General features: G+C 71.3%; 18 protein-coding genes. 8 read left to right on the top strand and 10 right to left on the bottom strand.

From position 1 onward, the window contains the following. Window positions 1–386 precede the first annotated feature (386 nt). Together ACFVDP_RS40695 and ACFVDP_RS40690 are read left to right on the top strand one after the other, a co-directional pair. Window positions 387–1,040 (top strand): molybdopterin-dependent oxidoreductase, encoded by a 654-nt coding sequence (locus tag ACFVDP_RS40695; RefSeq protein ID WP_383501823.1) that lies wholly within the window; start codon window positions 387–389, stop codon window positions 1,038–1,040. Next, window positions 1,024–1,632 (top strand): cytochrome b/b6 domain-containing protein, encoded by a 609-nt coding sequence (locus ACFVDP_RS40690; protein ID WP_383501821.1) that lies wholly within the window; start codon window positions 1,024–1,026, stop codon window positions 1,630–1,632. The genes ACFVDP_RS40695 and ACFVDP_RS40690 overlap by 17 nt, the downstream gene beginning before the upstream one ends. Window positions 1,633–1,713: 81 nt before the next feature. Here the strand turns inward: ACFVDP_RS40690 and ACFVDP_RS40685 are convergent, their stop codons facing one another. Both ACFVDP_RS40685 and ACFVDP_RS40680 read right to left on the bottom strand, forming a co-directional pair. Beyond that, window positions 1,714–3,120, bottom strand: coding sequence for a gluconate:H+ symporter (locus tag ACFVDP_RS40685; RefSeq protein WP_383501818.1), 1,407 nt, complete (start codon window positions 3,118–3,120; stop codon window positions 1,714–1,716). A 60-nt stretch (window positions 3,121–3,180) separates the two neighbouring features. Continuing rightward, on the bottom strand, window positions 3,181–3,699 hold the full coding sequence (locus ACFVDP_RS40680; RefSeq protein WP_383501815.1) for a gluconokinase: 519 nt from the start codon (window positions 3,697–3,699) through the stop codon (window positions 3,181–3,183). Between the two features lie 130 nt (window positions 3,700–3,829). Here ACFVDP_RS40680 and ACFVDP_RS40675 point away from each other — a divergent pair, with 130 nt between their 5' ends. Further along, window positions 3,830–4,531 (top strand): FadR/GntR family transcriptional regulator, encoded by a 702-nt coding sequence (locus ACFVDP_RS40675; RefSeq protein WP_383501812.1) that lies wholly within the window; start codon window positions 3,830–3,832, stop codon window positions 4,529–4,531. A gap of 339 nt (window positions 4,532–4,870) precedes the next feature. Here ACFVDP_RS40675 and ACFVDP_RS40670 read toward each other — a convergent pair whose 3' ends face one another. From ACFVDP_RS40670 to ACFVDP_RS40635, 8 genes are all read right to left on the bottom strand, one after another. Next, the gene (locus ACFVDP_RS40670) at window positions 4,871–5,251 is read right to left on the bottom strand and encodes a YchJ family protein (RefSeq protein ID WP_383501809.1); all 381 of its coding nucleotides are present in this window, start codon (window positions 5,249–5,251) and stop codon (window positions 4,871–4,873) included. Between the two features lie 18 nt (window positions 5,252–5,269). Then, on the bottom strand, window positions 5,270–7,531 hold the full coding sequence (locus tag ACFVDP_RS40665) for a glycoside hydrolase family 3 N-terminal domain-containing protein (protein ID WP_383501806.1): 2,262 nt from the start codon (window positions 7,529–7,531) through the stop codon (window positions 5,270–5,272). Next, window positions 7,528–9,462 (bottom strand): cellulase family glycosylhydrolase, encoded by a 1,935-nt coding sequence (locus ACFVDP_RS40660; protein WP_383501803.1) that lies wholly within the window; start codon window positions 9,460–9,462, stop codon window positions 7,528–7,530. The genes ACFVDP_RS40665 and ACFVDP_RS40660 overlap by 4 nt, the downstream gene beginning before the upstream one ends. Before the next feature lie 43 nt (window positions 9,463–9,505). Further along, a complete protein-coding gene (locus tag ACFVDP_RS40655) occupies window positions 9,506–10,531 on the bottom strand; it encodes a LacI family DNA-binding transcriptional regulator (protein WP_383501800.1) in 1,026 nt (341 codons plus the stop codon). Then, window positions 10,528–11,385 (bottom strand): carbohydrate ABC transporter permease, encoded by an 858-nt coding sequence (locus ACFVDP_RS40650; protein ID WP_383501797.1) that lies wholly within the window; start codon window positions 11,383–11,385, stop codon window positions 10,528–10,530. Before ACFVDP_RS40650 ends, ACFVDP_RS40655 begins: the two co-directional genes overlap by 4 nt. Window positions 11,386–11,405: 20 nt before the next feature. Then, a complete protein-coding gene (locus tag ACFVDP_RS40645; RefSeq protein WP_383501794.1) occupies window positions 11,406–12,347 on the bottom strand; it encodes a carbohydrate ABC transporter permease in 942 nt (313 codons plus the stop codon). 51 nt (window positions 12,348–12,398) lie between these two features. Further along, a complete protein-coding gene (locus tag ACFVDP_RS40640; protein ID WP_383501791.1) occupies window positions 12,399–13,676 on the bottom strand; it encodes an ABC transporter substrate-binding protein in 1,278 nt (425 codons plus the stop codon). Window positions 13,677–13,881: 205 nt separating this feature from the next. Continuing rightward, the gene (locus tag ACFVDP_RS40635) at window positions 13,882–14,796 is read right to left on the bottom strand and encodes a helix-turn-helix domain-containing protein (protein ID WP_383501788.1); all 915 of its coding nucleotides are present in this window, start codon (window positions 14,794–14,796) and stop codon (window positions 13,882–13,884) included. Window positions 14,797–14,980: 184 nt separating this feature from the next. Here ACFVDP_RS40635 and tkt point away from each other — a divergent pair, with 184 nt between their 5' ends. Genes tkt through pgi form a run of 5 tightly spaced genes read left to right on the top strand, consistent with a single transcriptional unit; the run spans window position 14,981 to window position 22,387 of the window. Next, window positions 14,981–17,077 carry a transketolase gene (tkt, locus tag ACFVDP_RS40630; protein WP_383501785.1) on the top strand — a complete coding sequence of 699 codons (2,097 nt, stop codon included), beginning with the start codon at window positions 14,981–14,983 and terminating at the stop codon, window positions 17,075–17,077. 40 nt (window positions 17,078–17,117) lie between these two features. Next, a complete protein-coding gene (tal, locus tag ACFVDP_RS40625; RefSeq protein WP_383501782.1) occupies window positions 17,118–18,257 on the top strand; it encodes a transaldolase in 1,140 nt (379 codons plus the stop codon). After that, entirely contained in the window at window positions 18,254–19,801 is a 1,548-nt protein-coding gene (gene zwf / locus ACFVDP_RS40620; protein WP_383501779.1) for a glucose-6-phosphate dehydrogenase, read from the top strand. Before tal ends, zwf begins: the two co-directional genes overlap by 4 nt. Beyond that, a complete protein-coding gene (opcA, locus tag ACFVDP_RS40615) occupies window positions 19,798–20,739 on the top strand; it encodes a glucose-6-phosphate dehydrogenase assembly protein OpcA (RefSeq protein ID WP_383501777.1) in 942 nt (313 codons plus the stop codon). The genes zwf and opcA overlap by 4 nt, the downstream gene beginning before the upstream one ends. Then, window positions 20,732–22,387: a glucose-6-phosphate isomerase gene (pgi, locus tag ACFVDP_RS40610; protein WP_383501775.1), complete on the top strand. Its 1,656-nt coding sequence runs from the start codon at window positions 20,732–20,734 to the stop codon at window positions 22,385–22,387. Before opcA ends, pgi begins: the two co-directional genes overlap by 8 nt. Window positions 22,388–22,416 lie beyond the last annotated feature (29 nt).

The following is a 22,416-nucleotide window of genomic DNA, read 5'->3' as shown; positions in this document are numbered from 1 at the left end:
CAGGGGCGCGGGGAACGGCGCGAGAAGCGGCCACCGGCCCGCAGGCGGAGAACTGCCCAGGGGCGCGGGGAACGGCGCGAGAAGCGGCCACCGGCCCGCAGGCGGAGAACTGCCCAGGGGCGCGGGGAACGGCGCGAGAAGCGGCCACCGGCCCGCAGATGGGGAACTGCCCAGGGGCGCGGGGAACTGCGCGACCAGCCACCCACCGGCCGGCGCTCGAACAGAGACCCGCGTGGGGCGCAGAAGATGACGGAAGGCTGACGGCCCGGCCGGACCCCTGGACCCGGCCGGACCGTGCGTGCTCGAATCACGGAGTGGACCCGCACGACGACACAGGCACAGACAAAGAGGGCGGCACCCCGGTAGGGCGCCGCATCGTCCTCGGGATGCTCGGCGCCGGAGCACTCGGCATCGCCGCCGCCCCCGCACTGCAGCACGCGGTCGAAAGCATCACCTCCAAAGACCCCACCGGCGTCACCGGACTGCTCCCGGCCGGCGGCGGCTTCCGCTACTACTCGGTGACCGCCTCCGTCCCGCACAAGGACGAGCACGACTACCGGCTCACCGTCGACGGCCTCGTGGACCGCCCCACCACGTACACGCTCCCCGAACTGAGGGCCCTGCCCCAGACCCGCCTCGTCCGCGACGTCCAGTGCGTCACAGGCTGGCGCGTGCCGGGCACCCCCTTCGAAGGCGTCCGGCTCTCCCGGATCCTGGCCGCCGCAGGAGTCCGCCCGACCGCCAGGGCCATCCGGCTGACCTGCTTCGACGGCGCGTACACCGAGAGCCTCACCCTCCAGCAGGCGCGCCGCGACGACGTCCTGGTGGCGCTGCGCATGCAGGACAAGGACCTCGGGCACACCCACGGCGGCCCGGTGCGGCTGTACGTGGCGCCCATGTACTTCTACAAATCGGCGAAGTGGCTCTCCGGCATCACCGTGACCGACGAGGTGCGGCCCGGCTACTGGGAGGACCGTGGATACGACGTCGACGCCTGGGTCGGCCGGTCGAACGGGCGGGGCGATGCACCCACCGGTTGAACTCCAGGGCCGCGTAAGGCGGTTCACCCCGGCCGAGCGCTGGGTGCACCGCACGACGGCGGCCCTGATGGGCCTGTGCGTGGCCACGGCGGCCTGCCTGTACATCCCTCAGCTCGCCGAACTCGTCGGGCGCCGCGCCCTCGTCGTCACCGTCCACGAATGGTCGGGGCTGCTGCTCCCGGCGCCGTTCCTGCTCGGCCTCGCCTCGCGCGCCTTCCGCGCGGACCTGCGCCGCCTCAACCGGTTCGCCAGCCACGACAAGGTGTGGCTGCGGGCCGCGATGAGGCGGGAACGAGGTCACCGCCCGGCGGGGAAGTTCAACGCGGGGCAGAAGCTGTGGGCGTCCTGGCTGGCCGGCGCCGTCCTCGTGATGCTCGGCACCGGCCTGCTGATGTGGTTCACCCATCTCGCGCCGCTGGCCTGGCGTACCGGCAGCACCTTCGTGCACGACTGGCTGGCGCTCGCGCTCGGCATCGTCATCGCCGGGCACATCGGGATGGCCGTCGGCGACCCGGAGTCCCGTGCGGGGATGCGCACCGGTTTCGTACGGCGTGAGTGGGCGGAGCGGGAGCACGGGGAGTGGCTGCCCTGACCGGTGTGCCCGCTCCCGTCCGCGTACGCGAGAGGGCGGCCCGTGCGTACACGGACCGCCCTCTCGTCATGTCACCTGCCGCTACAGAACCAGCGACAACAGCAGCACCAGACCGCCCGCGACCACGGAGATGATCGTCTCCATCACCGACCAAGTCTTCACGGTCTGCCCGACGCTGAGCCCGAAGTACTCCTTGACCAGCCAGAAACCGGCGTCGTTCACATGGCTGAAGAAGAGCGAACCCGCGCCGATCGCGAGGACGAGCAGTGCCGTGTGGGTGTCGGTCATGCCGGCCGCGAGCGGCGCGACGAGACCGGCGGCGGAGACCGTCGCGACGGTGGCGGAGCCGGTGGCGAGGCGGATGACGACCGCGATCAGCCAGGCGAGCAGCAGGGTCGGGATCGACCAGTCCTTGGAGATGTCCAGGACCATCTGACCGACACCGGAGTCGATCAGGGTCTGCTTGAAGCCGCCGCCCGCGCCGACGATGAGCAGCACACCGGCGATCGGGGCGAGGGACTTCTCGGTGGTCTCCTGGAGCCTGCCCTTGGTGAAGCCTGCGGCCCGGCCCAGGGTGAACATGGCCACGACGACGGCGACGAGCAGGGCGGTGAGCGGGTTGCCGATCACGTCGAAGGCGCGCTGGACGGTGGCGTCGGGGTTGTCCACGACGATGTCGACGAGGGCCTTGGCCAGCATCATCACGACCGGCAGCAGGATGGTGAGGACGGAGGCGCCGAAGCTCGGGCGCTTCTCCAGCTGCTCCGACGCGCGCGCGGGGATCATCTTCTCGGGCGCGGGGACGTCGACCCACTTGGCGGCGTACTTCGAGAACACCGGGCCGGCGATGATCACCGTCGGGATCGCGACGAGGATGCCGAGCGCGAGCGTGATGCCGAGGTTGGCGTCGACCGCGTCGATCGCGACGAGCGGGCCGGGGTGCGGCGGGATCAGACCGTGCATGACCGACAGGCCGGCGAGGGCTGGGATGCCGATGCGCATCAGCGAGTAGTTGCCGCGCTTGGCGACCATCAGCACGACCGGGATCAGCAGCACGATGCCGACCTCGAAGAAGAGCGGCAGGCCGATCACGGCGGCGATCAGGACCATCGCCCACGGCATCGCCTTGCCGCCCGACTTGCCGGCCTTGGCCAGGATCGTGTCGACGATCTGGTCGGCGCCGCCGGAGTCGGCGAGCAGCTTGCCGAGGATCGCGCCGAGCGCGATCAGCACGCCGACACCGGCGACGGTGGAGCCGAGTCCGCCGCTGAAGCTGGTGATCACCTTGTCGAGCGGGGCCCCGGCGAACGCGCCGAGCGCGAGCGAGCCGATGGTCAGCGCCAGGAAGGCGTGGACCTTGAACTTCGTGATGAGCAGGACGATGACGGCGATACCGGCGAGCACGGCGATCCCGAGCTGGGCATGGCCAGCGGAGGTGATCGGTTCGACGGCGTCCGCTGCCAGCATCTCGACGCTGAGACTGGTCACGTCTGATCCCTTGTACGTGGGGAGGAGGGGAGGGGGATGGGGAGAGGGGTGTGCAGGAAATTAACGGGGGGCGGAGTCGAGCGCGTCCAGGGCCAGCACGGCCCGGTCGGCGATCTCCTCCGGGGAGCCCGCGACATCGACCTCGACGCCCGCCTCGTCCGGCCCGAGCGGCTGGAGCGTGGCGAACTGCGAGTCGAGCAGCGCGGTCGGCATGAAGTGGCCCTGCCGGTGCGACATCCGGTCCTCGATGAGCGCGCGGTCGCCGGTGAGGTGGACGAAGACGACGCCGGGGGCCGCGGCCCGCAGCCGGTCGCGGTAGGACCGCTTGAGCGCGGAGCTGGAGGCCACCCCGCCGAGTCCCGCGCGGCCGTGGGCCCACTCGCCGATGGCGTCCAGCCAGGGCCAGCGGTCGTCGTCCGTCAGCGGGGTGCCGGCCGACATCTTGGCGATGTTGGCCTCGGGGTGGAAGTCGTCGCCCTCGGCGTAGGGAACGCCGAGCCGTTCGGCGAGCAGGGGACCGATCGTCGTCTTGCCGGTACCTGCCACGCCCATGACCACGACGACATGGGGGGTGCTCATCGCTGTACTGCCTCGCTGTCTGTCTTCATCGACATCGCTGTTGTACGACACTCAAACTCAATAGGTCAGACAAATTCAAGAGGGTGTGATCTAAAAGTCAGACCTTTGAGGCCCGGGCTAGTCTTTTCCCATGACCACTCAGGACCGGGGGCTGCACGCCCGTGTACTCGACAGCCTCGGTCCCGCCATCACCGCGGGTGAGTACCCGGCGGGGAGCGTGTTGCGCACGGACGAGCTGGCACAGCGGTTCGAGGTGTCGCGTTCCGTGATGCGCGAGGCGGTGCGGGTCCTCGAATCGATGAACCTGGTGACGTCGCGGCGGCGGGTGGGTGTGACCGTGCTGCCCGCGCCGGAGTGGAACGTCTACGACCCCCGGGTCATCCGCTGGCGGCTCGCCGGCACCGACCGGCCCCGCCAGCTGCGCTCGCTCACCGTGCTGCGCTCGGCTGTGGAGCCGGTGGCGGCGGGGCTGGCCGCGCGGTACGCCACGGCCGAGCAGTGTGCGCGGCTCACCGAGTGCGCGCTGGGGATGGTGGCCACCTCGCGCGGGCAGCAGCTGGAGAAGTACCTGATCCACGACATCGAGTTCCACCGCACGGTGCTCAGTGCCTCCGGCAACGAGATGTTCGCCCATCTCGGGGACCTGGTCGCCGAGGTCCTCTCGGGCCGCACCCATCACCAGGTGATGTTCGAGGACCCGGATCCGGCGGCGGTGACGCTGCATGTGCGGGTTGCCGAGGCCGTGCGGGAAGGGGATGCGGGGCGCGCGGAGTCCTTGACCCGGGAAATCGCCGAGGGTGCCTTGCAGGAACTGGACATCTTGGCGCCGTGATCCCCCGGGTGCTGTTTGCGCAGTTCCCCGCGCCCCTGAGCAGTTCTTCGGGTGCGGCCCGGTGGCCGCTTCTCGCGCAGTTCCCCGCGCCCCTGGAGATGCGCACTTCGTGCGCTATCTTCATCGGAGGCGCGCCATCTGCCCCATGTGGAGGCGCGCACAGCGCAGCCTCCGAGGGGAGGCGGCGCGAAGCGCCTGCCTCAGGGGCGCGGGGAACTGCGCGAGAAGCGGCCACCGGCCCGCAGACGGGGAACTACATAGGGGCGCGGGGAACTGCGCGACCAGCCACGACGAGAGCCGCACCGGACCGGTCACCGATCAGCCCCCACCCGGCAACGCCTACTCGATGAAGTCGCCGTCGACGTACACCCAGGCACCCTCCACCCGCGCAAAGCGACTGCGCTCATGCAGCGCCCCGCCCCGGTACCGGGCGCGGAAGGTGACGGTTCCGTGTTGGTGGAAGGGCGAGCCGTCGGCGGTGGACACGATCTCCAGGCCGGTCCACCGAGGCGCGTCCGTGAAGTCGAGCACGGCCGGCCGGGTGTCCGGGTGCCAGGTACGCAGCAGGTACGGCCCGTCCTGCCGGACGAACGCGGCATAGCGCGACCGCATCAGGGCCTCGGCCGTCGGAGCCCCGGCCCGACCGGAGTGGTACCGGCCGCAGCAGCTCTCGTAGGGCTGCGGAAGGCCGCAGGGGCAGGTGGGGGCGGTGCGTGACATGCGCCCCACGATATGCCCCTAGGTCACGGTCAGCGCCGCACCCCGGGTGCGATCGGAGGCGGGCCCGGTCTCCAGCACCAACTCGCCGGGCTCCACGCCGAGTTCCAGATCCCGCCCGACCGAGGCGAGCGTATCGGCGGTCACCTCGAAGACCACCTCGCGGCGCTCGCCCGGCCCGAGACCGACCTGAGCGAACCCGCGCAGCTCCCGCACCCGCGGCCACGACGACCCGCCCGAGCGCCTGCGCACATACAGCTGCACCGTCTCCCGCACGGCGGCCCCGCCCGTGTGCTCGACCACGACCGTGCAGGTCACGGTGGGGTCGGCGACGGACACGGTGGACCTGCTGAGACGCGGGGCGCCATAGCCGACCGTGCCGTACGACAGGCCGTGCCCGAACGCGTGGCGGGCCGTCGCGGGCTGGTCGACATAGCCCCGGTAGCCGTGGTCCTTGCCGTTGTAGAAGACGGGCAGCTGCGCCGCCGAGCGCGGGACCGACACCGGCAGCCGCCCCGAGGGCGCCACGGCACCGAACAGGACATCGGCGACGGCCCGCCCGCCCCACGGCCCCGGGTACCAGGCGGACAGCACGCCCGCCGCCCGATCGAACCGTTCCGGCAGCGCGTGCGGGCGGCCCTGCACCAGGACCACCACGACCGGCACCCCGGTCGCCGCCACGGCGTCGAACAGCGCCAACTGACCCTCAGGTAGGGAGAGTTCAGCCAGGTCGACGCCCTCGCCGCATGTCATCCCGGCCGGGTTGCCCGACGTGACGACGGCCGCGCCGTTCGCCTCGAACCGGGTGTCGGCCTCCCGGGCGCTCGACCCGCCGAGCACCAGCACCGCCACGTCCGCGCCCGCCGCCGTCGCCACCGCGTCGGCCTGCCCGGACAGGTCGCCGCCGACCAGTTCGCAGCCGCGCGCGTACGTCACCTCGCGCCCGGCGCCGGCGGCGGCCCGGATCCCGTCGAGCACCGTGACCCCGGTGCCGGGACGCTGCGGCGCCGTGTAGTCGCCGATCTGCTGCGGCACCGAGTCGGCGTTCGGCCCGACGACCGCGATCCGGCGCACCGACGGGCCGAGCGGCAGCGTCCGGGTGTCGTGCCCGAGGAGCGTCACCGAGGCGCGGGCAAGTCGCTCGCTCAACTCCCGTACATTCGAACCGGGTTCGCGCTCACCCACGTACGGCCTCTCGAACAGGCCGAGCCGGAACTTGAGGGTGAGCACCCGTGCCACCGCCGCGTCCAGCGCCGCCTCCGGCACCAGGCCGCGCTCCACCGCCTCCCCGAGCCGGGGGAACGCGCCGTCCCACAGGCTCAGATCGGTACCTGCCGACAGCGCCATGGCGCCCGCCGCCACCGGATCCCCGGCAAGGCGTGTCAGCCGGTCGAGGGCGCAGCCGTCCGCCATCACGATCCCGTCGAACTCCCAGCGCTCCCGCAGCAGTTCGGTGAGCAGGTACGGGTTCGCGGCGCACGGCAGGCCGTCGAACTCGTTGTACGCGGCCATCACCCCGGCCGCTCCCGCCCGCACGCCCGCGCGGGCCGCCGCCAGATGCACCTCGTGCAGCTCGCGCGCGCCCAGCTCGGTCGCCGCGCTGTTGCGGCCGCCGACCGTCGCACCCTGCCCGGCGAAGTGCTTCAGCACGACACCGACGTCCGCCGACCGCATGCCCCGCACCAGCGCCTCGGTGAACCGGGCGGCCAGATACGGGTCCTCACCGAAGCACTCCTCGGCCCGCCCCCAGCGCGGGTCGCGCACCAGGTCGAGCGCCGAGACCAGCGCCAGATGGCCGCCGCGCGACCGGAGTTCGGCGGCAGCGGCGGCGGCCGCCTCCTCGTACAGGTCCGGGTCCCAGGACGCGCCCACGGCCAGGTTCACCGGCAGGACCGTGCCGTCGAGCGCCTGGTGCCCGTGCGGCACCTCCTCGACCATCAGGACCGGGATGCCGAGCCGGGTCCCCTCGACGACGTGCCGCTGCACCGCGTCGGCCACGGCGGCCGCGTCCGCCGCCGTGATCCCGTCCGTGAAGGTCACGCCCGACCACGGATCGGCGCGCTGCAACCCGTACAGGGCGCCCATCCCGTCGTAGGAGGCGACCTCCGTGCGGAACGCCTCCGTCAGCCGGAACTCCCCGTCCGGCGTGCGCGCGTACGCGTCCCAGCCGTAGAGCCGCTGGTTGACCTGTCCGACCTTCTCGGCGAGCGTCATCCGGCCGAGCAGGTCCCGCACCCGGTCCGTGACCGGCGCGGCAGGGTCCCGGTACATGGGCGTACTCATCGCAGCTCCAGCACCCGCACACCGAAGGCGCCGAGCGTGACCTCGGTGACCTGCTCGCCCGTGGCCAGGTCGTGCAGGGTGCCCGCCGACACGGGCGACACCGTCAGCTCCGCGTCGTCCTGGCTGACCAGCCACACGAACCGGCGCCCGTCCTCGTGCTCCAGGACGTCGGCGCCGACGAACGGCGAGTCCACCGTCACCGGCCGCTCCACCCCGGCGACCTCGGCGAGCGCCGCGTACAGCCGGTGCGTCTGCTCCGGGTTCACCCGCGCCGTGCGCGCCGCCATGTGCTCCAGGGGGTACGTGGCGAGCACCGTGCGGCCGCGCCCGGTCTCGCGGCACAGCAGCGCCGGGCGGCCGTGCCCGTCCACCGCGACGACCCGCGCGTCGGTCGGCACCACCGGCAGATAGGCCCGGCTGTCCTCGTTGCCCGCGACCGGGAAACGCAGCGTCTGACCTGCCTTGATGCCGCCGAAGTCCTCCCGGAACGTCAGCTCCAGGGTGTCGTCCTCGATCGGCTCCGCCACGCCGTACGACAGTTGCAGCTCGACCCCGAACAGGCCGTCCAGGTCGTCGAACCACGGCCCGCGCGTGCCCGGGTGCTCGCCCGAGCAGAACGACAGGTAGACCGTGGCGCCCTCCTCGGCCCTGCGGCGCAGCGCCCGCGTGGTCCGCGTCGTCAGCTGCCGGGTGGCGGGCAGCAGATAGAGGCGTACGTCCTCCGCGATCCCGTCCGCCTCCCGCGTCAGCGCGGCCGGCAGATCGGCCGCGCGCGAGGCCACGTAACCCTGGTGCAGCGAGCTGAAGATCAGCGGGCGGTCGGCGGGGCGGCTGTACGGGTAGCCGCGCTCCAGGAAGGCGGGCACGACGAACGCGGCGTCCGCGTCCGCGCGGCGGCAGCGCGCGAAGTCGACGCCCTTCAACACCTCGGCGAAGGAGGCCAGTTCACGCAGCGGCGCCTTCGGGGCGCCCGTGCTGTCCGTGATGCCGAAGTGCATCTCGAAGGGGTGGTGGTCGTACGGGGACCGGTCCCACAGGTCGTCGTAGTCGGTGTTGTTCCACGCGATCCAGCCGGTCGCGCCGCCCAGCAGCGAGTTGTGCAGGGTCTGCCGGTAGTACACGCCCGCGTTCTCGGCGGACACCGTGTCCGTGGACAGGCCGAACTCCTCCAGGACGACCGGCTGGCCGGTCACCGACGCCAGCTCGCACTCGAAGGCCGCCCGGTAGTGCTGGCGGGCCCGGTCGGTGTCCGAGCGGTAGACGTGCGGGCCCACGAAGTCCACGTACTCGGCGGTGTCGCGCAGCGAGAAGCCGTTGTCGCGGCCCGTCACCTCGATGCCCCAGGCGCCGTCGCCCAGCGAGACCGGCTGGGTGGCGCCCGCCGCGCGCACCGCGTTGCACATCGCCTGCGCCCACGCGGTGACGACATCGCTGTGCGGCGGGTCGACCTGGTAGATGCGGCCGTAGCCCGGCATCTCGTTGGTGATCAGCCAGCCGGTGACGGCCGCGTGGTCCTTGAAGCGGCGGGTCATCTGGGAGGCGAACCAGGCCTGGCGGCCCACCATCCACACGTCCTCGTACAGGTCACGGCCGCCGCGCCACGCCGGGTCCCAGTTCTCGCCCGACATGTGCCCGACGATGAACGTCGGCACCGTCCCCATCCCCAGCTCCTCGTGGGCGTCGAGGAAGTCGCGGAACCTGTCGCACAGCTCCTCGTCGATGCGGTGCGGCTCGGGGTGGAAGTCCGGCCAGTAGAAGAACGACCGGGTCATGTTCAGGCCGTGCTCGCGCAAGCCCGCCAGCTCCTCGCGGACCACCTTCGGGTCGTAGTCGCGCCACATCAGGGGCCCGCCGGTGCGGGACCAGAAGTTGGTGCCGAGCCAGGGCAGGACGGCGGCGTCGTGGGTCAGGTGGGCGCTGTGGCGTCGCATGGTGGTACGTAGCTCCGTTGCAGTGCGGTTGAAGTGCTGTGTTTCAGGCGGGAGTTGCGGGGCCGGTCGACTCGCGGACGACCAAGCCGGGGCGGCCGTCGAGCGGCGCGTCGGGCACGTCCTCGCCGCAGCGGGCGAGCAGCGCCCGCGCGGCGGCGGCGCCGACCCGCTGCACCTGCTGGTCGACGGTGGTCAGCCGCGGGTGCAGCCAGCGACCCAGCGGCAGGTTGTCGTAGCCGACGACCGACAGATCCTCGGGGACCCGCAGACCCGCGCGCTGGGCGGTGCCGATACCGCACACCGCCATCGAGTCGTTGGCGTAGACGAGAGCGGTCGGCCGCTCGGCGCGCGCGAGAAGTTCCTGTGTCGCGGCGACGGCCGCCGCCTCGCTGAAGTCGGTGTGCAGGACCGCCGAGGGGGCGAACCCCAGGGCCTCCTCGAACGCGGTGAGCCGCAGCCGGGTGTGCTGGAGCTCGGCGGGGCCCGCGACGTACGCGATCCTCCGGTGCCCCAACTCCCGCAGGTGCGCGGCGACCTCCCGCACACCGGCGCCCTGGTCGGCGAGCCCGACCGCCGGCACCCCCGGGGTGGGGGCGCCGAGCAGCACGGCGGGCAGTCCGAGCCGGGCGAGCAGCGCCGGGCGCGGGTCGTCGGCCCGCGCGTCGGTGAGGACCGCGCCGTCCACCCGCTTCTCGGCGGCGAGCCGTTCGTACAGCGCGCTCTCCTCGGCGACGTCCGCGACCAGGTGCAGCAGCAGGCCGTAGCCGCGTGGCGCCAGCTCGCCCTCGATACCGGTGATCAGCTCGCTGAAGTGCGGGTCGGCGCCCAGTACATCGGTCGGCCTGCGCACCACGAGCGCCAGCGTCCGGGTCCGCGCGCTGCGCAGCGCCGACGCCGACGCGCTCGGCGACCAGCCCAGGTCGAGCGCCGCCGCGAGGATCCGCTGCCGGGTCGACTCGGCGAGCCGCCCCTTGTCGTTGAACGCCTGCGACACGGCCGCCGTCGACACTCCGGCCGCCGCCGCCACCGCCTTGATGGTCGGCCGCGCACCCGCTTTCGCCCCGCTCACATCTTCACCGCCCCACTCACCAGTGCCTGCTGCATCCGCTTCTGCAGCACCGTATAGACCACCCACACCGGGACAAGGGTCAGGACGGTTCCGGCGGTGAGCACGCCGTAGTCGGTGCCCGTGATGGACTTCAGGGTGGGCAGCGCGACCTGCACGGTGCGCTGCGCCGGGTCCGGGCCGATGATGACGAGCGAGTACAGGTACTCGTTCCAGAACGTCAGGAAGTTCAGCAGCAGCACCGTCGCGATGCCGGGCAGGCACATCGGCGTGTACACGTGCCGCAGCACCGCGAAGGTCGACGCGCCGTCGAGCCGCGCCGCCTCCTCCATCTCCTTCGGGATCGTCCGCATGAACTGCACCAGGATCACGACGGACAGCGGCATCGCCGTCGCGGGGAGGAACAGCACCATGAAGATCCGGGTGTGGAACAGTCCCGTCGCGGCGGCCAGCAGGAACGTCGGGAACAGTGCGGCGAACGTCGGGATCAGGAACCCGAGCGAGAACACCTTCTCCACCGCCGACGCGAGCCGCCCCGTGGAGCGGGCCAGCGCGAACGCCGCCGGGATCGCGAGCAGCAGCGTCAGCGCCAGCGAGAACACCGTCACCAGCGCGGAGTTGACCACCGCGAGGCCCAGATCGGCGCTGGTGAACGCCGTCGAGAAGTTGTGGAACGAGAACGACGTCGGCAGTGCGAAGGGATGCGCGAAGATCTCGTCGTTCGACTTGAACGCCGAAGCGACGAAGTAGTACAGCGGGATGACCAGAAGCACCGCGTACAGCCACACCAGGATGTGCGCGGGCAGCCACGAGCGGCCGAACTTCGACCGGGCGGGCGTACGGGCCGAGGACTTCATGACGTACGGCTCCGATCGGTTCAGTAGCTCTGGCGGAAGACGCGCCGGATGGCGAGCAGTCCGGCGAGGCCGACGAGGAAGAGGATGACGCCGACGGTCTGGCTGTAGCCGAGGTCCGCCGCGATGAACGCCTTCTGGTAGACGAGGAACGACAGCGTCGTCGACGAACTGCCCGGACCGCCCTGGGTGAGCAGCAGCACGTGCTGCGCAGAACCGAACAGCGTCCACAGGAACTGGAGCATCGTCACCACGCCCACGTACTCCCGGATCACCGGGAAGTGGATGCGCCACATGGCACGCCAGTGCCCGGCCCCGTCCAGCTGCGCCGCCTCGCCCAGCTCCTCCGGCACACTGCCGAGCCGGGCCGCGAACAGCACCGCGGTGAAGCCGATGCCGGCCCAGATGTCGAGGGCGATGAGACAGGCCAGCGCGGTGGACGGCGAGGCCAGCCAGGCGTCGGTCAGCGAGCCGAGGCCGACCGCCTTCAGGCCGCCGTTGAGCAGCCCGTCGGGGGACAGGGCCGCGTAGAAGACCATCGCCTTGGCGGGCGTCGAGATCAGTCCGGGGATGAAGAGCAGGTACCGGATGACGCGGTGGCCGGGCGGGCGCTGGGCCACGTAGTAGCCGACCATGTACGCGCAGATCACCATCACGGGGACGGCGACGGCCAGTTGGACGGCCGTGTTCTGTACGGCGTCCCAGAACACCGGGTCCGCGAAGACGGTCCGCACGTTGTCGAACCCGGCGAACGACACCGGCTGGAGCATGCCCGGCCAGTGCAGCGCCGCCACCACGAAGATGGCGACCAGCGGGCCGACCATGAACACCAGGTACCAGATGAGCGCGGGCACCGCGAGGCCCGTGCCGCCCTGGCGGCGGGGGCGGGCGCCGGGCGCGGGGGAGGGCGGGGCCGGTCGGCGGACCGCCGTGCCGCCCGCCGCCGTCGACGTCGTAGTCGCCATGAGCAACTCCCTTGCGAAGGAGGAGAAGAGGAGGAGGGGAGGGGCGGGCGGTCAGACGCCGCGGTAGGCGGCTTCGAGGACCGAGCGGACCTTCGCCGCGCTCGTGCCGCGCGTGAAGGACGTGCTCGTCGCGGTGATCAGCGGCTGGCTCGCCGCGGGCGGCACGTACACGTCCGGCAGCAGCACCTCGCTGACGTCCTTGCCGAGCCGCTGCGCCGCCGCCACCAGCGGGAAGCCGGTGCTCACCGCGTCCGAGCGCAGCGCCATGTCCCGGCCCGCCTCCTTGATGAACCGGGCGACGGTGTCCTCGCGGTAGAAGAACTTCAGGAACTTCTCGACGGCGTCGATCTTCTTCGTGCCGTTCGGGCTGATCCAGAAGCCGATCAGGGTGTACGTGCGGATGATCGTCGGCTTGTCGTGCGCCGCGCCCGGCGCCACCGGCCAGCCGCCCACGTCCGTGTGGCGGGCCACCGTGTCCGGGACCTTCGCCAGCGCCGACGACATCGCCGACTGCATCGCGGCGGCCTGCGTGTTGAACTGCGTCGTCATCGTGTCGGACGTCAAACCCTGCGCCTTGTCGGTGAAGACGCCCGCGTCGCGCAGTTCGACGAAGTACTCGATGCCCCGGCGTGCGTTCCGCCCGCTGAAGTCGCCGGTCGTGTAGACGTGCCGGGCCTCGTCCTGGCTCAGGAACGTCTGGATGACCTGCGCGAGCAGCTTCTGCCCGGTCCAGTCGTTGCCGCCGACCGTGACGGGGGACAGGCCCTTGCCCCGCAACTTCCTTGAGGCACCGATCAGTTCGTCGCCGGTGACGGGGATCCGGTCGACGCCGGCCCGGTCGAGCAGCGAGCGGTTGAAGGCCACCGGCCAGTTCGTGGCGAAGTACGGGAAGGCGCGCAGCCGGCCCTTGGCGTCGGTCCAGGCGTCGAGCGCCACGTCCCGCACCCGCCCGCGCAGCCCCCAGTCGTCCATGTAGTCCTTGACGTCGACCGTGGCGCCGACGTCCGTCCAGGCCAGCGTCTTGTCGTAGAGGTTGACCATGACGACGTCCGGCTCCTTGCGGGCCAGCCGCGAGGTCTCGTAGACCTGCGCGAGGTCGTCACCGTTGACGAGGTTGCGGACCTTCAGGCCGGACTCCTTGCGGAACCGGTCCAGCGCCGCGAGATACGTGGGTGAGCCGGGCGCCGTGGTGCCGAGCTGGCTGTGCACCACGAGGGTGTCGGGGGCGTCGTCGGCCGCGGCGAGCGAGGAGCAGCCGGACAGGGCGGAGGCGGCGGCGACGGCGCCGCCGGCGGCGAGGAATCCGCGTCGGCTTAGCGGTGAGGGCACAGCGGTACGTCTCCAACCGGGGGATGGTTAATCGATATACCTGCGGGGGTGCGAGCACCGTACGAGGGCAGGGGGGAACGGTCAACCCCCTGTTGCACAGGATGAAACGACCGTCGGCGGGGCCCTGTCGACGGTCGGGCCGCTCGGACCCTCGGACCTGCTCGGACCCTCGGACCTGCTCGGACCCTCGGGCCTGCTCGGACCCTCAGACCTGCTCCGACCGGAACCCGGCCGGCGTCACCCCCGCGTGCTGCTGGAAGTACTTCGAGAAGTTCGCCGAGTCGGGCACGCCCACCGCCGCCCCGATCCGGCCCACCGGCAGATCGGTGTGGGCGAGCAGCCGCTTCGCCTCCAGGACCACGCGCCGGTCGATGAAGGCCTTCGGGGTCAGCCCGGTCGCGGCGCGCACCGCGCGGACCAGGGTGCGCCGCGAGTAGCCGAGCTCGTCGGCGTACGCGCTGACGCTGTGGTTCGTCGTGAACTGCTTCTCCACGGCCGCCCGGAACCGGGTGAAGGTCGTGTCGGCCTGCGGTTCGAGGGCGTCGGCCGCCGCCTGCGCCGACACGTGCGCCACGCGCAGCATGAAGGCGGTCAGCGCGTGGCGCAGGACGTTCGTGTGCAGGCTCAGGGGGAGCGTCGTGGTGTCCAGGTACTCGCGCTGCAACTGTTCCAACGACGCCTGGATCGCGGTGCGTTGGGGCTCGTCCGGGTGGAGCAGCGGCGGCCGGTCGTAGCGGTACATGCCGGTCGCCTCGACGATGGCGCGCGGCAGAAAGCCGGGCTGCATCGACAGCCGCGTGCCGACGTACGTCTCCGTGGCGGAGAAGCCGTGCACCTGCCCCGGCCTGATCCACAGGATGTCGCCCGCCCCGACCTCGTACTCGGTGAAGTCGATCATGTGGTGGACCGGGCCCTCGCGGAAGAACAGCAGGACGTGGAAGTCGATGCGGTGGGCCCGCCGGGACGGGGCGGCGTTCCCCTCCCAGGGGGTGCCGGTCCCTATCGGTCCGACCCGCATGCCGACCCCGGACAGGCTCTCCGCGGGGTCGAAGGGATACGTACGGATGTGCTCCGTCGGTCCCAGATGTGCGCTCGGATGTGCGGGGCCCTGCTCCGGCATGCGTGTTCCTCGGTGTCGGACGTTTCTGCTGTCCCATTTTCACCGAACGCTGGCACGGGGCCACCTGTCACCCCAAAAGTATGACCTTTAGATTTGAACCTGTCGCGACCAGGAGCTTTGGATTCTGGCGACCGGTGCCTCGCGGCGCCTTTGATAGACAACGGATGCGAAGGAAGTCATACAGATGAGCACGCAGACACCCGACGGCCTCGACCCCTTTGAGCGCCCCTTCGAGTGGACCGAGCTCGACCAGCGCGCCGTCGACACCGCCCGCCTCCTGGCGGCGGACGCCGTGCAGAAGGTCGGCAACGGTCACCCGGGCACGGCGATGAGCCTCGCCCCCGCCGCGTACACCCTGTTCCAGAAGGCCATGCGCCACGACCCGGCCGACCCGGAGTGGACCGGCCGCGACCGCTTCGTCCTGTCGCCCGGCCACACCAGCCTGACCCTCTACACCCAGCTCTTCCTGTCCGGCTACGAGCTGAGCCTGGACGACCTGAAGGCGTTCCGCACGCAGGGCTCCAAGACGCCCGGCCACCCCGAGTACGGCCACACCGCCGGTGTCGAGACCACGACGGGCCCGCTCGGCCAGGGCGTCGCCAACGCGGTGGGCATGGCGATGGCCGCCCGCTACGAGCGCGGCCTGTTCGACCCCGAGGCCGCCCAGGGCGAGAGCCCCTTCGACCACACCGTCTGGGCCATCGTCTCCGACGGCGACCTGGAGGAGGGCGTCTCCGCCGAGGCCTCCTCGATGGCCGGCCACCAGAAGCTCGGCAACCTCGTCTTCGTCTGGGACGACAACCACATCTCCATCGAGGGCGACACCGCGACCGCCTTCTCCGAGGACGTCCTCGCGCGCTACGAGGCGTACGGCTGGCACGTCCAGCGGATCACCCCGCAGGAGAACGGCGACGTCGACGTCGCGGCCCTGCACGCCGCGCTCGCCGCCGCCAAGGCCGTCACCGACAAGCCGTCGCTCATCGCGATGCGCACGATCATCGCCTGGCCCGCCCCGTCCAAGCAGAACACCGAGGGCTCGCACGGCTCCGCGCTCGGCGCCGAGGAGATCGCCGCCACCAAGCGCGTCCTCGGCTTCGACCCCGAGCAGCACTTCGCCGTCGAGGACGCCGTCGCCGCCCACGCCGGGCTCGCCCTGGACCGCGGCGCCGAGGCCCACGCGGCCTGGGACAAGAAGCTCGCCGAGTGGCGGGGCGCCAACCCCGAGCGCTCCGCGACGCTGGACCGCATCCTCGCCGGCCGCCTCCCCGAGGGCTGGGAGCAGCACCTGCCCGCCTTCGAGACCGGCACCAAGGTCGCCACCCGCGCCGCCTCCGGCAAGGTCCTCCAGGCGCTCGGCCCGGTCATCCCCGAGCTGTGGGGCGGCTCCGCCGACCTCGCCGGCTCGAACAACACGACCATCGACAAGACGTCGTCGTTCCTGCCCGTCGGCAACCCGCTGCCCGAGGCCGACCCGTACGGCCGCACCGTCCACTTCGGCATCCGCGAGTTCTCGATGGCCGCCGAGATGAACGGCATCGCGCTGCACGGCAACACCCGCATCTACGGCGGCACCTTCCTGGTGTTCTCCGACTACATGCGCAACGCCGTCCGCATGTCCGCCCTCATGCAGCTCCCCGTCACGTACGTCTGGACGCACGACTCCGTCGGTCTCGGCGAGGACGGCCCGACCCACCAGCCCGTCGAGCACCTCGCCTCGCTGCGCGCCATCCCGGGCCTGAACATCGTCCGCCCCGCCGACGCCAACGAGACGGCCATCGCCTGGCGCGAGATCCTGCGCCGCGGCTCGGTCAAGCCGGCCCCGCACGGCCTGGCGCTCTCCCGCCAGGGCCTGCCGACGTACGAGGCCAACGAGGCCGCCGCGAAGGGCGGTTACGTCCTCGCCGAGGCGTCCACCGGCACCCCCGACGTCATCCTCATCGCCACCGGCTCCGAGGTGCAGCTCGCCGTCGCCGCCCGCGAGACGCTGGAGGCCGAGGGCGTCGCCACCCGCGTCGTGTCGATGCCGTCCGTCGAGTGGTTCGAGGAGCAGGACGCCGACTACCGCGCGTCGGTCCTGCCGTCGTCGGTCAAGGCCCGCGTCGCCGTCGAGGCCGGCATCGGCCTCACCTGGTATCGCTACGTCGGCGACGCCGGCCGCATCGTCTCCCTGGAGCACTTCGGCGCCTCCGCCGACGCGAACGTCCTCTTCGAGCAGTTCGGCTTCACCGCCGCGAACGTCGCCGAGCAGGCCCGGGAGTCCCTGGCCGCCGCCCGCGCCTGACCACCTCGAACCTCACCGCACTGAGTCACACCGAAGGAAGATGAAGAACACCATGAGCAACGCCGCTACCTCGTCGCCCCTCAAGGCCCTGTCCGACGAAGGCGTTTCCATCTGGCTGGACGACCTGTCCCGCACCCGCATCGAGTCCGGCAACCTCGCCGAGCTGATCGAGAAGTCCCACGTCGTCGGCGTCACCACCAACCCGTCGATCTTCCAGGCCGCCATCGGCTCCGGCGCGGGCTACGAGGACCAGCTCGCCGACCTGGCCGTCCGCAAGGTCACCGTCGACGAGGCCGTCCGCATGATGACCACGGCCGACGTCCGCGCCGCCGCCGACATCCTGCGCCCCGTGTACGACGCGACCGGCGGCCGCGACGGCCGGGTCTCCATCGAGGTCGACCCGCGCCTGGCGCACAACACCGAGGCCACCATCGCCGAGGCCAAGCAGCTCTCCTGGCTCGTCGACCGCCCCAACGTCATGATCAAGATCCCGGCGACCCTCGCGGGCCTCCCGGCGATCACCGAGGTCATCGGCCTCGGCATCTCGGTCAACGTCACGCTGATCTTCTCCCTCGACCGCTACAAGGCCGTCATGGACGCCTACCTGGCCGGGCTGGAGAAGGCCCACGAGCGCGGCCTCGACCTCTCCGTCATCCACTCCGTCGCCTCGTTCTTCGTCTCCCGCGTCGACGCCGAGATCGACAAGCGGATCGACGCCCTGGGCACCGACGAGGCCAAGGCCGTGCGCGGCAAGGCCGCCCTCGCCAACGCCCGCCTCGCCTACGAGGCCTACGAGCAGGTCTTCGCCGGTGAGCGCGCCGCCAAGCTGGAGGCCGCCGGCGCCAACAAGCAGCGCCCGCTGTGGGCCTCGACCGGCGTGAAGGACAAGGCGTACAAGGACACCCTGTACGTCGACGAGCTGGCCGCCCCCGGCACCGTCAACACCATGCCGGAAGGCACCCTCAACGCCACCGCCGACCACGGCGACATCCACGGCGACGCCGTCTCGGGCACCTACGAGACCTCCCGCGAGGAGCTCGCCGCCGTCGAGAAGCTCGGCATCTCCTACGACCAGGTCGTCCAGCAGCTCGAGGACGAGGCCGTGCAGAAGTTCGAGATCGCCTGGAACGACCTGCTCGCCACGGTCGCCGACCGCCTCCTGGGCGGCGAGGCCAAGTGAGCGTCGCCTCCCGTCCGTCGCAGGAGTGGCTCAACCCGCTCCGCGACCCCCGCGACCGCCGCCTGCCGCGCGTCGCGGGCCCCTCGGGGCTCGTCATCTTCGGCGTCACCGGTGACCTGTCCCGCAAGAAGCTGATGCCGGCGGTCTACGACCTCGCCAACCGCGGTCTGCTCCCGCCCGGCTTCTCGCTCCTCGGCTTCGCCCGCCGCGAGTGGGAGGACCAGGACTTCGCCCAGGTCGTCCACGACTCGGTGCGCGAGCACGCCCGTACCCCCTTCCGTGAAGAGGTCTGGGCCCAGCTCGCCGAGGGCATGCGCTTCATCCCCGGCGACTTCGACGACGACACCGCGTTCAAGCAGCTGCGCGAGGCCGTCGACGAACTGGACGAGAAGCGCGGCACCAGCGGCAACTACGCCTTCTACCTCTCGGTCCCGCCGAAGTTCTTCCCGAAGGTCGTCCAGCAGCTCAAGAAGCACGGGCTCGCGGACGCCCCCGAGGACTCGTGGCGGCGCGCCGTCATCGAGAAGCCGTTCGGCCACGACAGCGAGTCGGCGCGCGACCTCAACGCGATCGTGCACGACGTCTTCGCCCCCGAGCAGGTCTTCCGCATCGACCACTACCTCGGCAAGGAGACCGTCCAGAACATCCTGGCGCTCCGCTTCGCCAACCAGATGTACGAGCCCATCTGGAACCGGTCGTACGTGGACCACGTGCAGATCACCATGGCCGAGGACATCGGCATCGGCGGCCGCGCGGGCTACTACGACGGCATCGGCGCCGCCCGCGACGTCATCCAGAACCACCTGCTCCAGCTCCTCGCCCTCACCGCGATGGAGGAACCGGCCGCGTTCGACGCCGAGTCCCTCGTCAACGAGAAGCTGAAGGTCCTCAAGTCCGTCCGGCTCCCCGCCGACCTGGAGCACTCCACCGTGCGTGCCCAGTACGCGGCCGGGTGGCAGGGCGGCGAGAAGGTCCGCGGTTACCTCCAGGAAGACGGCATCGACCCGCAGTCGAAGACGGACACCTACGCCGCCGTGAAGCTGGAGATCGACAATCGCCGCTGGGCGGGCGTCCCCTTCTACCTGCGCACCGGCAAGCGCCTGGGCCGCCGCGTCACCGAGATCGCGGTCGTCTTCCAGCGCGCCCCGCACTCCCCGTTCGACCACACGTCGACCGAGGAACTCGGCCAGAACGCGATCGTCATCCGGGTCCAGCCGGACGAGGGCATGACCGTACGCTTCGGTTCGAAGGTCCCGGGTACTTCGATGGAGATCCGAGACGTCTCCATGGACTTCGCCTACGGCGAGTCGTTCACGGAGTCCAGCCCGGAGGCGTACGAGAGGCTGATCCTGGACGTGCTGCTGGGCGATGCCAACCTCTTCCCCCGCACCGAGGAGGTCGAGGAGTCCTGGCGCATCCTCGACCCGGTCGAGGAGCACTGGGACACCCACGGCAAGCCCGCGCAGTACGCGTCGGGCGGCTGGGGCCCCAGGGAAGCGGACGAGATGCTCGCACGAGACGGACGGAGCTGGCGCAGGCCATGAGGATCGACCTGACCGACACCACGGCAAGCAAGATCAACAAGGCGCTCGTCGAAGGGCGCCGGGCCATCGGGACGCCCGCCGTGGGCATGGTCCTGACGATGGTCATCGTCACGGACGAGGAGAACGCGTACGACGCGACGAAGGCCGCCCAGGAGGCGTCCCGCGAGCACCCCTCGCGCACCCTCGTCGTCATCAAGCGCACCGCGCGCTCACCGCGCGACCGCCAGGGCAACCGGCTCGACGCGGAGGTCCGGGTCGGTTCCGACGCGGGCACCGGCGAGACCGTCGTCCTGCGCACCCACGGCGAGGTCAGCAAGCACGCCGCCTCGGTGGTGCTGCCGCTGCTGCTCCCCGACGCGCCGGTCGTCGTGTGGTGGCCGGTGGACGCCCCGGACGAGCCCGCCAAGGACCCGCTGGGCGCGCTCGCCGCACGCCGCATCACCGACGCGTACGCCGTCGAGGACCCGATCGGCGCCCTCGAACTGCGTGCCGCGTCGTACGCCCCCGGCGACACCGACCTCGCCTGGACCCGCCTCACCCCGTGGCGCTCCATGCTGGCCGCCGCCCTCGACCAGGCCCGCGCCGAGATCATCTCCGCGGCCGTCGAGTCCGAGGCCGAGAACCCCAGCGCCGAACTGCTCGCGCGCTGGCTCGGCACCCGGCTCGGCGTCGAGGTCGAGCGGGTCACCACGGACGGCCCGGTCGTCACCGCGGTCCGCCTCGGCACCCCGAACGGCGAGATCGTCATCGACCGCCCCGACGGCCCCCTCGCCACCCTGTCCCTGCCCGGCCAGCCGCAGCGCACCCTCGCCCTGAAGGTCCGCTCCACCGCCGAACTGATCGCCGAGGAGCTGCGCCGCCTCGACGCCGACGAGATGTACGCCGTCGCGCTCCACGGGGGCGCCTCCGGCACCAAGGAGTCCGTTCAACATGCCTGAGAACGCCCCTCTGTTGACGCGCCGCCCGCAGTGGACCGCCATCGAGGACCACCGTGCGAAGTTCAACGGCACGCACCTGCGTGACCTCTTCGCCGGCGACCCGGAGCGCGCCCGGCGCTACACCGTCCAGGTCGGCGACCTGCACATCGACTACTCCAAGCACCTGATCACGGACGAGACCCTCGCCCTGCTCCAGGAACTGGCCACCGCCACCGACGTGTTCGGGCAGCGCGACGCCATGTTCCGCGGCGAGAAGATCAACACGACCGAGGACCGCGCCGTGCTGCACACGGCCCTGCGCGCCCCGGCCGACGCCGTGGTTGAGGTCGACGGGGAGAACGTCGTACCCGGCGTGCACGCCGTCCTCGGCAAGATGGCCGCCTTCGCCGAGAAGGTCCGCTCCGGCGAGTGGACCGGCCACACCGGCAAGCGCATCAAGAACGTCGTGAACGTCGGCATCGGCGGCTCCGACCTCGGCCCCGCGATGGCGTACGAGGCCCTGCGCCCGTACACCGCACGGGAGCTGACGTTCCGCTTCGTGTCGAACGTGGACGGCGCCGACCTGCACGAGGCCGTCCGCGACCTCGACCCGGCCGAGACGCTGTTCATCATCGCCTCGAAGACGTTCACCACGATCGAGACGATCACCAACGCGACGGCCGCCCGCACCTGGCTGCTCGCCGGTCTCGGCGGTGACGACGCCGCGGTCGCCAAGCACTTCGTCGCCCTGTCGACCAACGCCGAGAAGGTCTCCGACTTCGGCATCGACACGGCCAACATGTTCGAGTTCTGGGACTGGGTCGGCGGCCGCTACTCCTTCGACTCGGCCATCGGCCTGTCGCTGATGATCGCCATCGGCCCGGACCACTTCCGCGAGCTGCTCGACGGCTTCCACATGGTCGACGACCACTTCCGCACGGCGCCGGCCGAGGCCAACGCGCCGCTGCTGCTCGGCCTGCTCGGCATCTGGTACGGCAACTTCCACGGCGCCCAGTCGCACGCGGTCCTGCCGTACTCGCACTACCTGTCGAAGTTCACCGCCTACCTCCAGCAGCTCGACATGGAGTCCAACGGCAAGTCCGTGGACCGCCAGGGCCGGCGCGTGGAGTGGCAGACCGGCCCGGTCGTCTGGGGCACCCCGGGCACCAACGGCCAGCACGCCTACTACCAGCTCATCCACCAGGGCACGAAGCTGATCCCGGCGGACCTCATCGGCTTCGCCGAGCCCGTCGGCGAGCTGAGCGACGACCTCAAGGGCCAGCACGACCTGCTGATGGCCAACCTGTTCGCGCAAGGCCAGGCGCTCGCCTTCGGCAAGACGCCGGACGACGTCCGCGCGGAGGGCGTCGCCGAGGACCTGGTCGCCCACAAGACGTTTCAGGGCAACCACCCCACCACGACGATCCTGGCGAAGGAACTGACCCCCTCGGTCCTCGGCCAGCTCATCGCCCTCTACGAGCAGAAGGTCTTCGTCCAGGGCGCCGTCTGGAACATCGACTCCTTCGACCAGTGGGGCGTCGAACTCGGCAAGGTCCTCGCCAAGCGCGTCGAGCCCGCCCTCACGGAAGGCGCCGAGGTCCCCGGCCTCGACGCGTCCACGCAGTCCCTGGTCGACACCTACCGCGCGCTGCGCGGCCGCACGTCCTGATCTTGAGCCGTACTTCCCGACCGCAGAAC

It is taken from the genome of Streptomyces sp. NPDC057694, assembly GCF_042799415.1.
Classification (GTDB): Bacteria; Actinomycetota; Actinomycetes; order Streptomycetales; family Streptomycetaceae; genus Streptomyces.
The sequence above is the reverse complement of the archived record's forward strand: the minus strand, read 5'-3'. Positions and strand labels throughout refer to the sequence as shown.

Bases quoted from the DNA above. Each gene is read 5' to 3' on its own strand.
- ACFVDP_RS40690 (WP_383501821.1), top strand. From the start codon at position 1,024: ATGCACCCACCGGTTGAACTCCAGGGCCGCGTAAGGCGGTTCACCCCG.
- ACFVDP_RS40680 (WP_383501815.1), bottom strand. From the start codon at position 3,699: ATGAGCACCCCCCATGTCGTCGTGGTCATGGGCGTGGCAGGTACCGGC.
- opcA (WP_383501777.1), top strand. From the start codon at position 19,798: ATGAGGATCGACCTGACCGACACCACGGCAAGCAAGATCAACAAGGCG.
- tal (WP_383501782.1), top strand. From the start codon at position 17,118: ATGAAGAACACCATGAGCAACGCCGCTACCTCGTCGCCCCTCAAGGCC.
- ACFVDP_RS40695 (WP_383501823.1), top strand. From the start codon at position 387: ATGCTCGGCGCCGGAGCACTCGGCATCGCCGCCGCCCCCGCACTGCAG.
- tkt (WP_383501785.1), top strand. From the start codon at position 14,981: ATGAGCACGCAGACACCCGACGGCCTCGACCCCTTTGAGCGCCCCTTC.
- ACFVDP_RS40675 (WP_383501812.1), top strand. From the start codon at position 3,830: ATGACCACTCAGGACCGGGGGCTGCACGCCCGTGTACTCGACAGCCTC.
- pgi (WP_383501775.1), top strand. From the start codon at position 20,732: ATGCCTGAGAACGCCCCTCTGTTGACGCGCCGCCCGCAGTGGACCGCC.
- ACFVDP_RS40635 (WP_383501788.1), bottom strand. From the start codon at position 14,796: ATGCCGGAGCAGGGCCCCGCACATCCGAGCGCACATCTGGGACCGACG.
- ACFVDP_RS40665 (WP_383501806.1), bottom strand. From the start codon at position 7,531: ATGAGTACGCCCATGTACCGGGACCCTGCCGCGCCGGTCACGGACCGG.
- ACFVDP_RS40650 (WP_383501797.1), bottom strand. From the start codon at position 11,385: ATGAAGTCCTCGGCCCGTACGCCCGCCCGGTCGAAGTTCGGCCGCTCG.
- ACFVDP_RS40645 (WP_383501794.1), bottom strand. From the start codon at position 12,347: ATGGCGACTACGACGTCGACGGCGGCGGGCGGCACGGCGGTCCGCCGA.
- ACFVDP_RS40670 (WP_383501809.1), bottom strand. From the start codon at position 5,251: ATGTCACGCACCGCCCCCACCTGCCCCTGCGGCCTTCCGCAGCCCTAC.
- ACFVDP_RS40660 (WP_383501803.1), bottom strand. From the start codon at position 9,462: ATGCGACGCCACAGCGCCCACCTGACCCACGACGCCGCCGTCCTGCCC.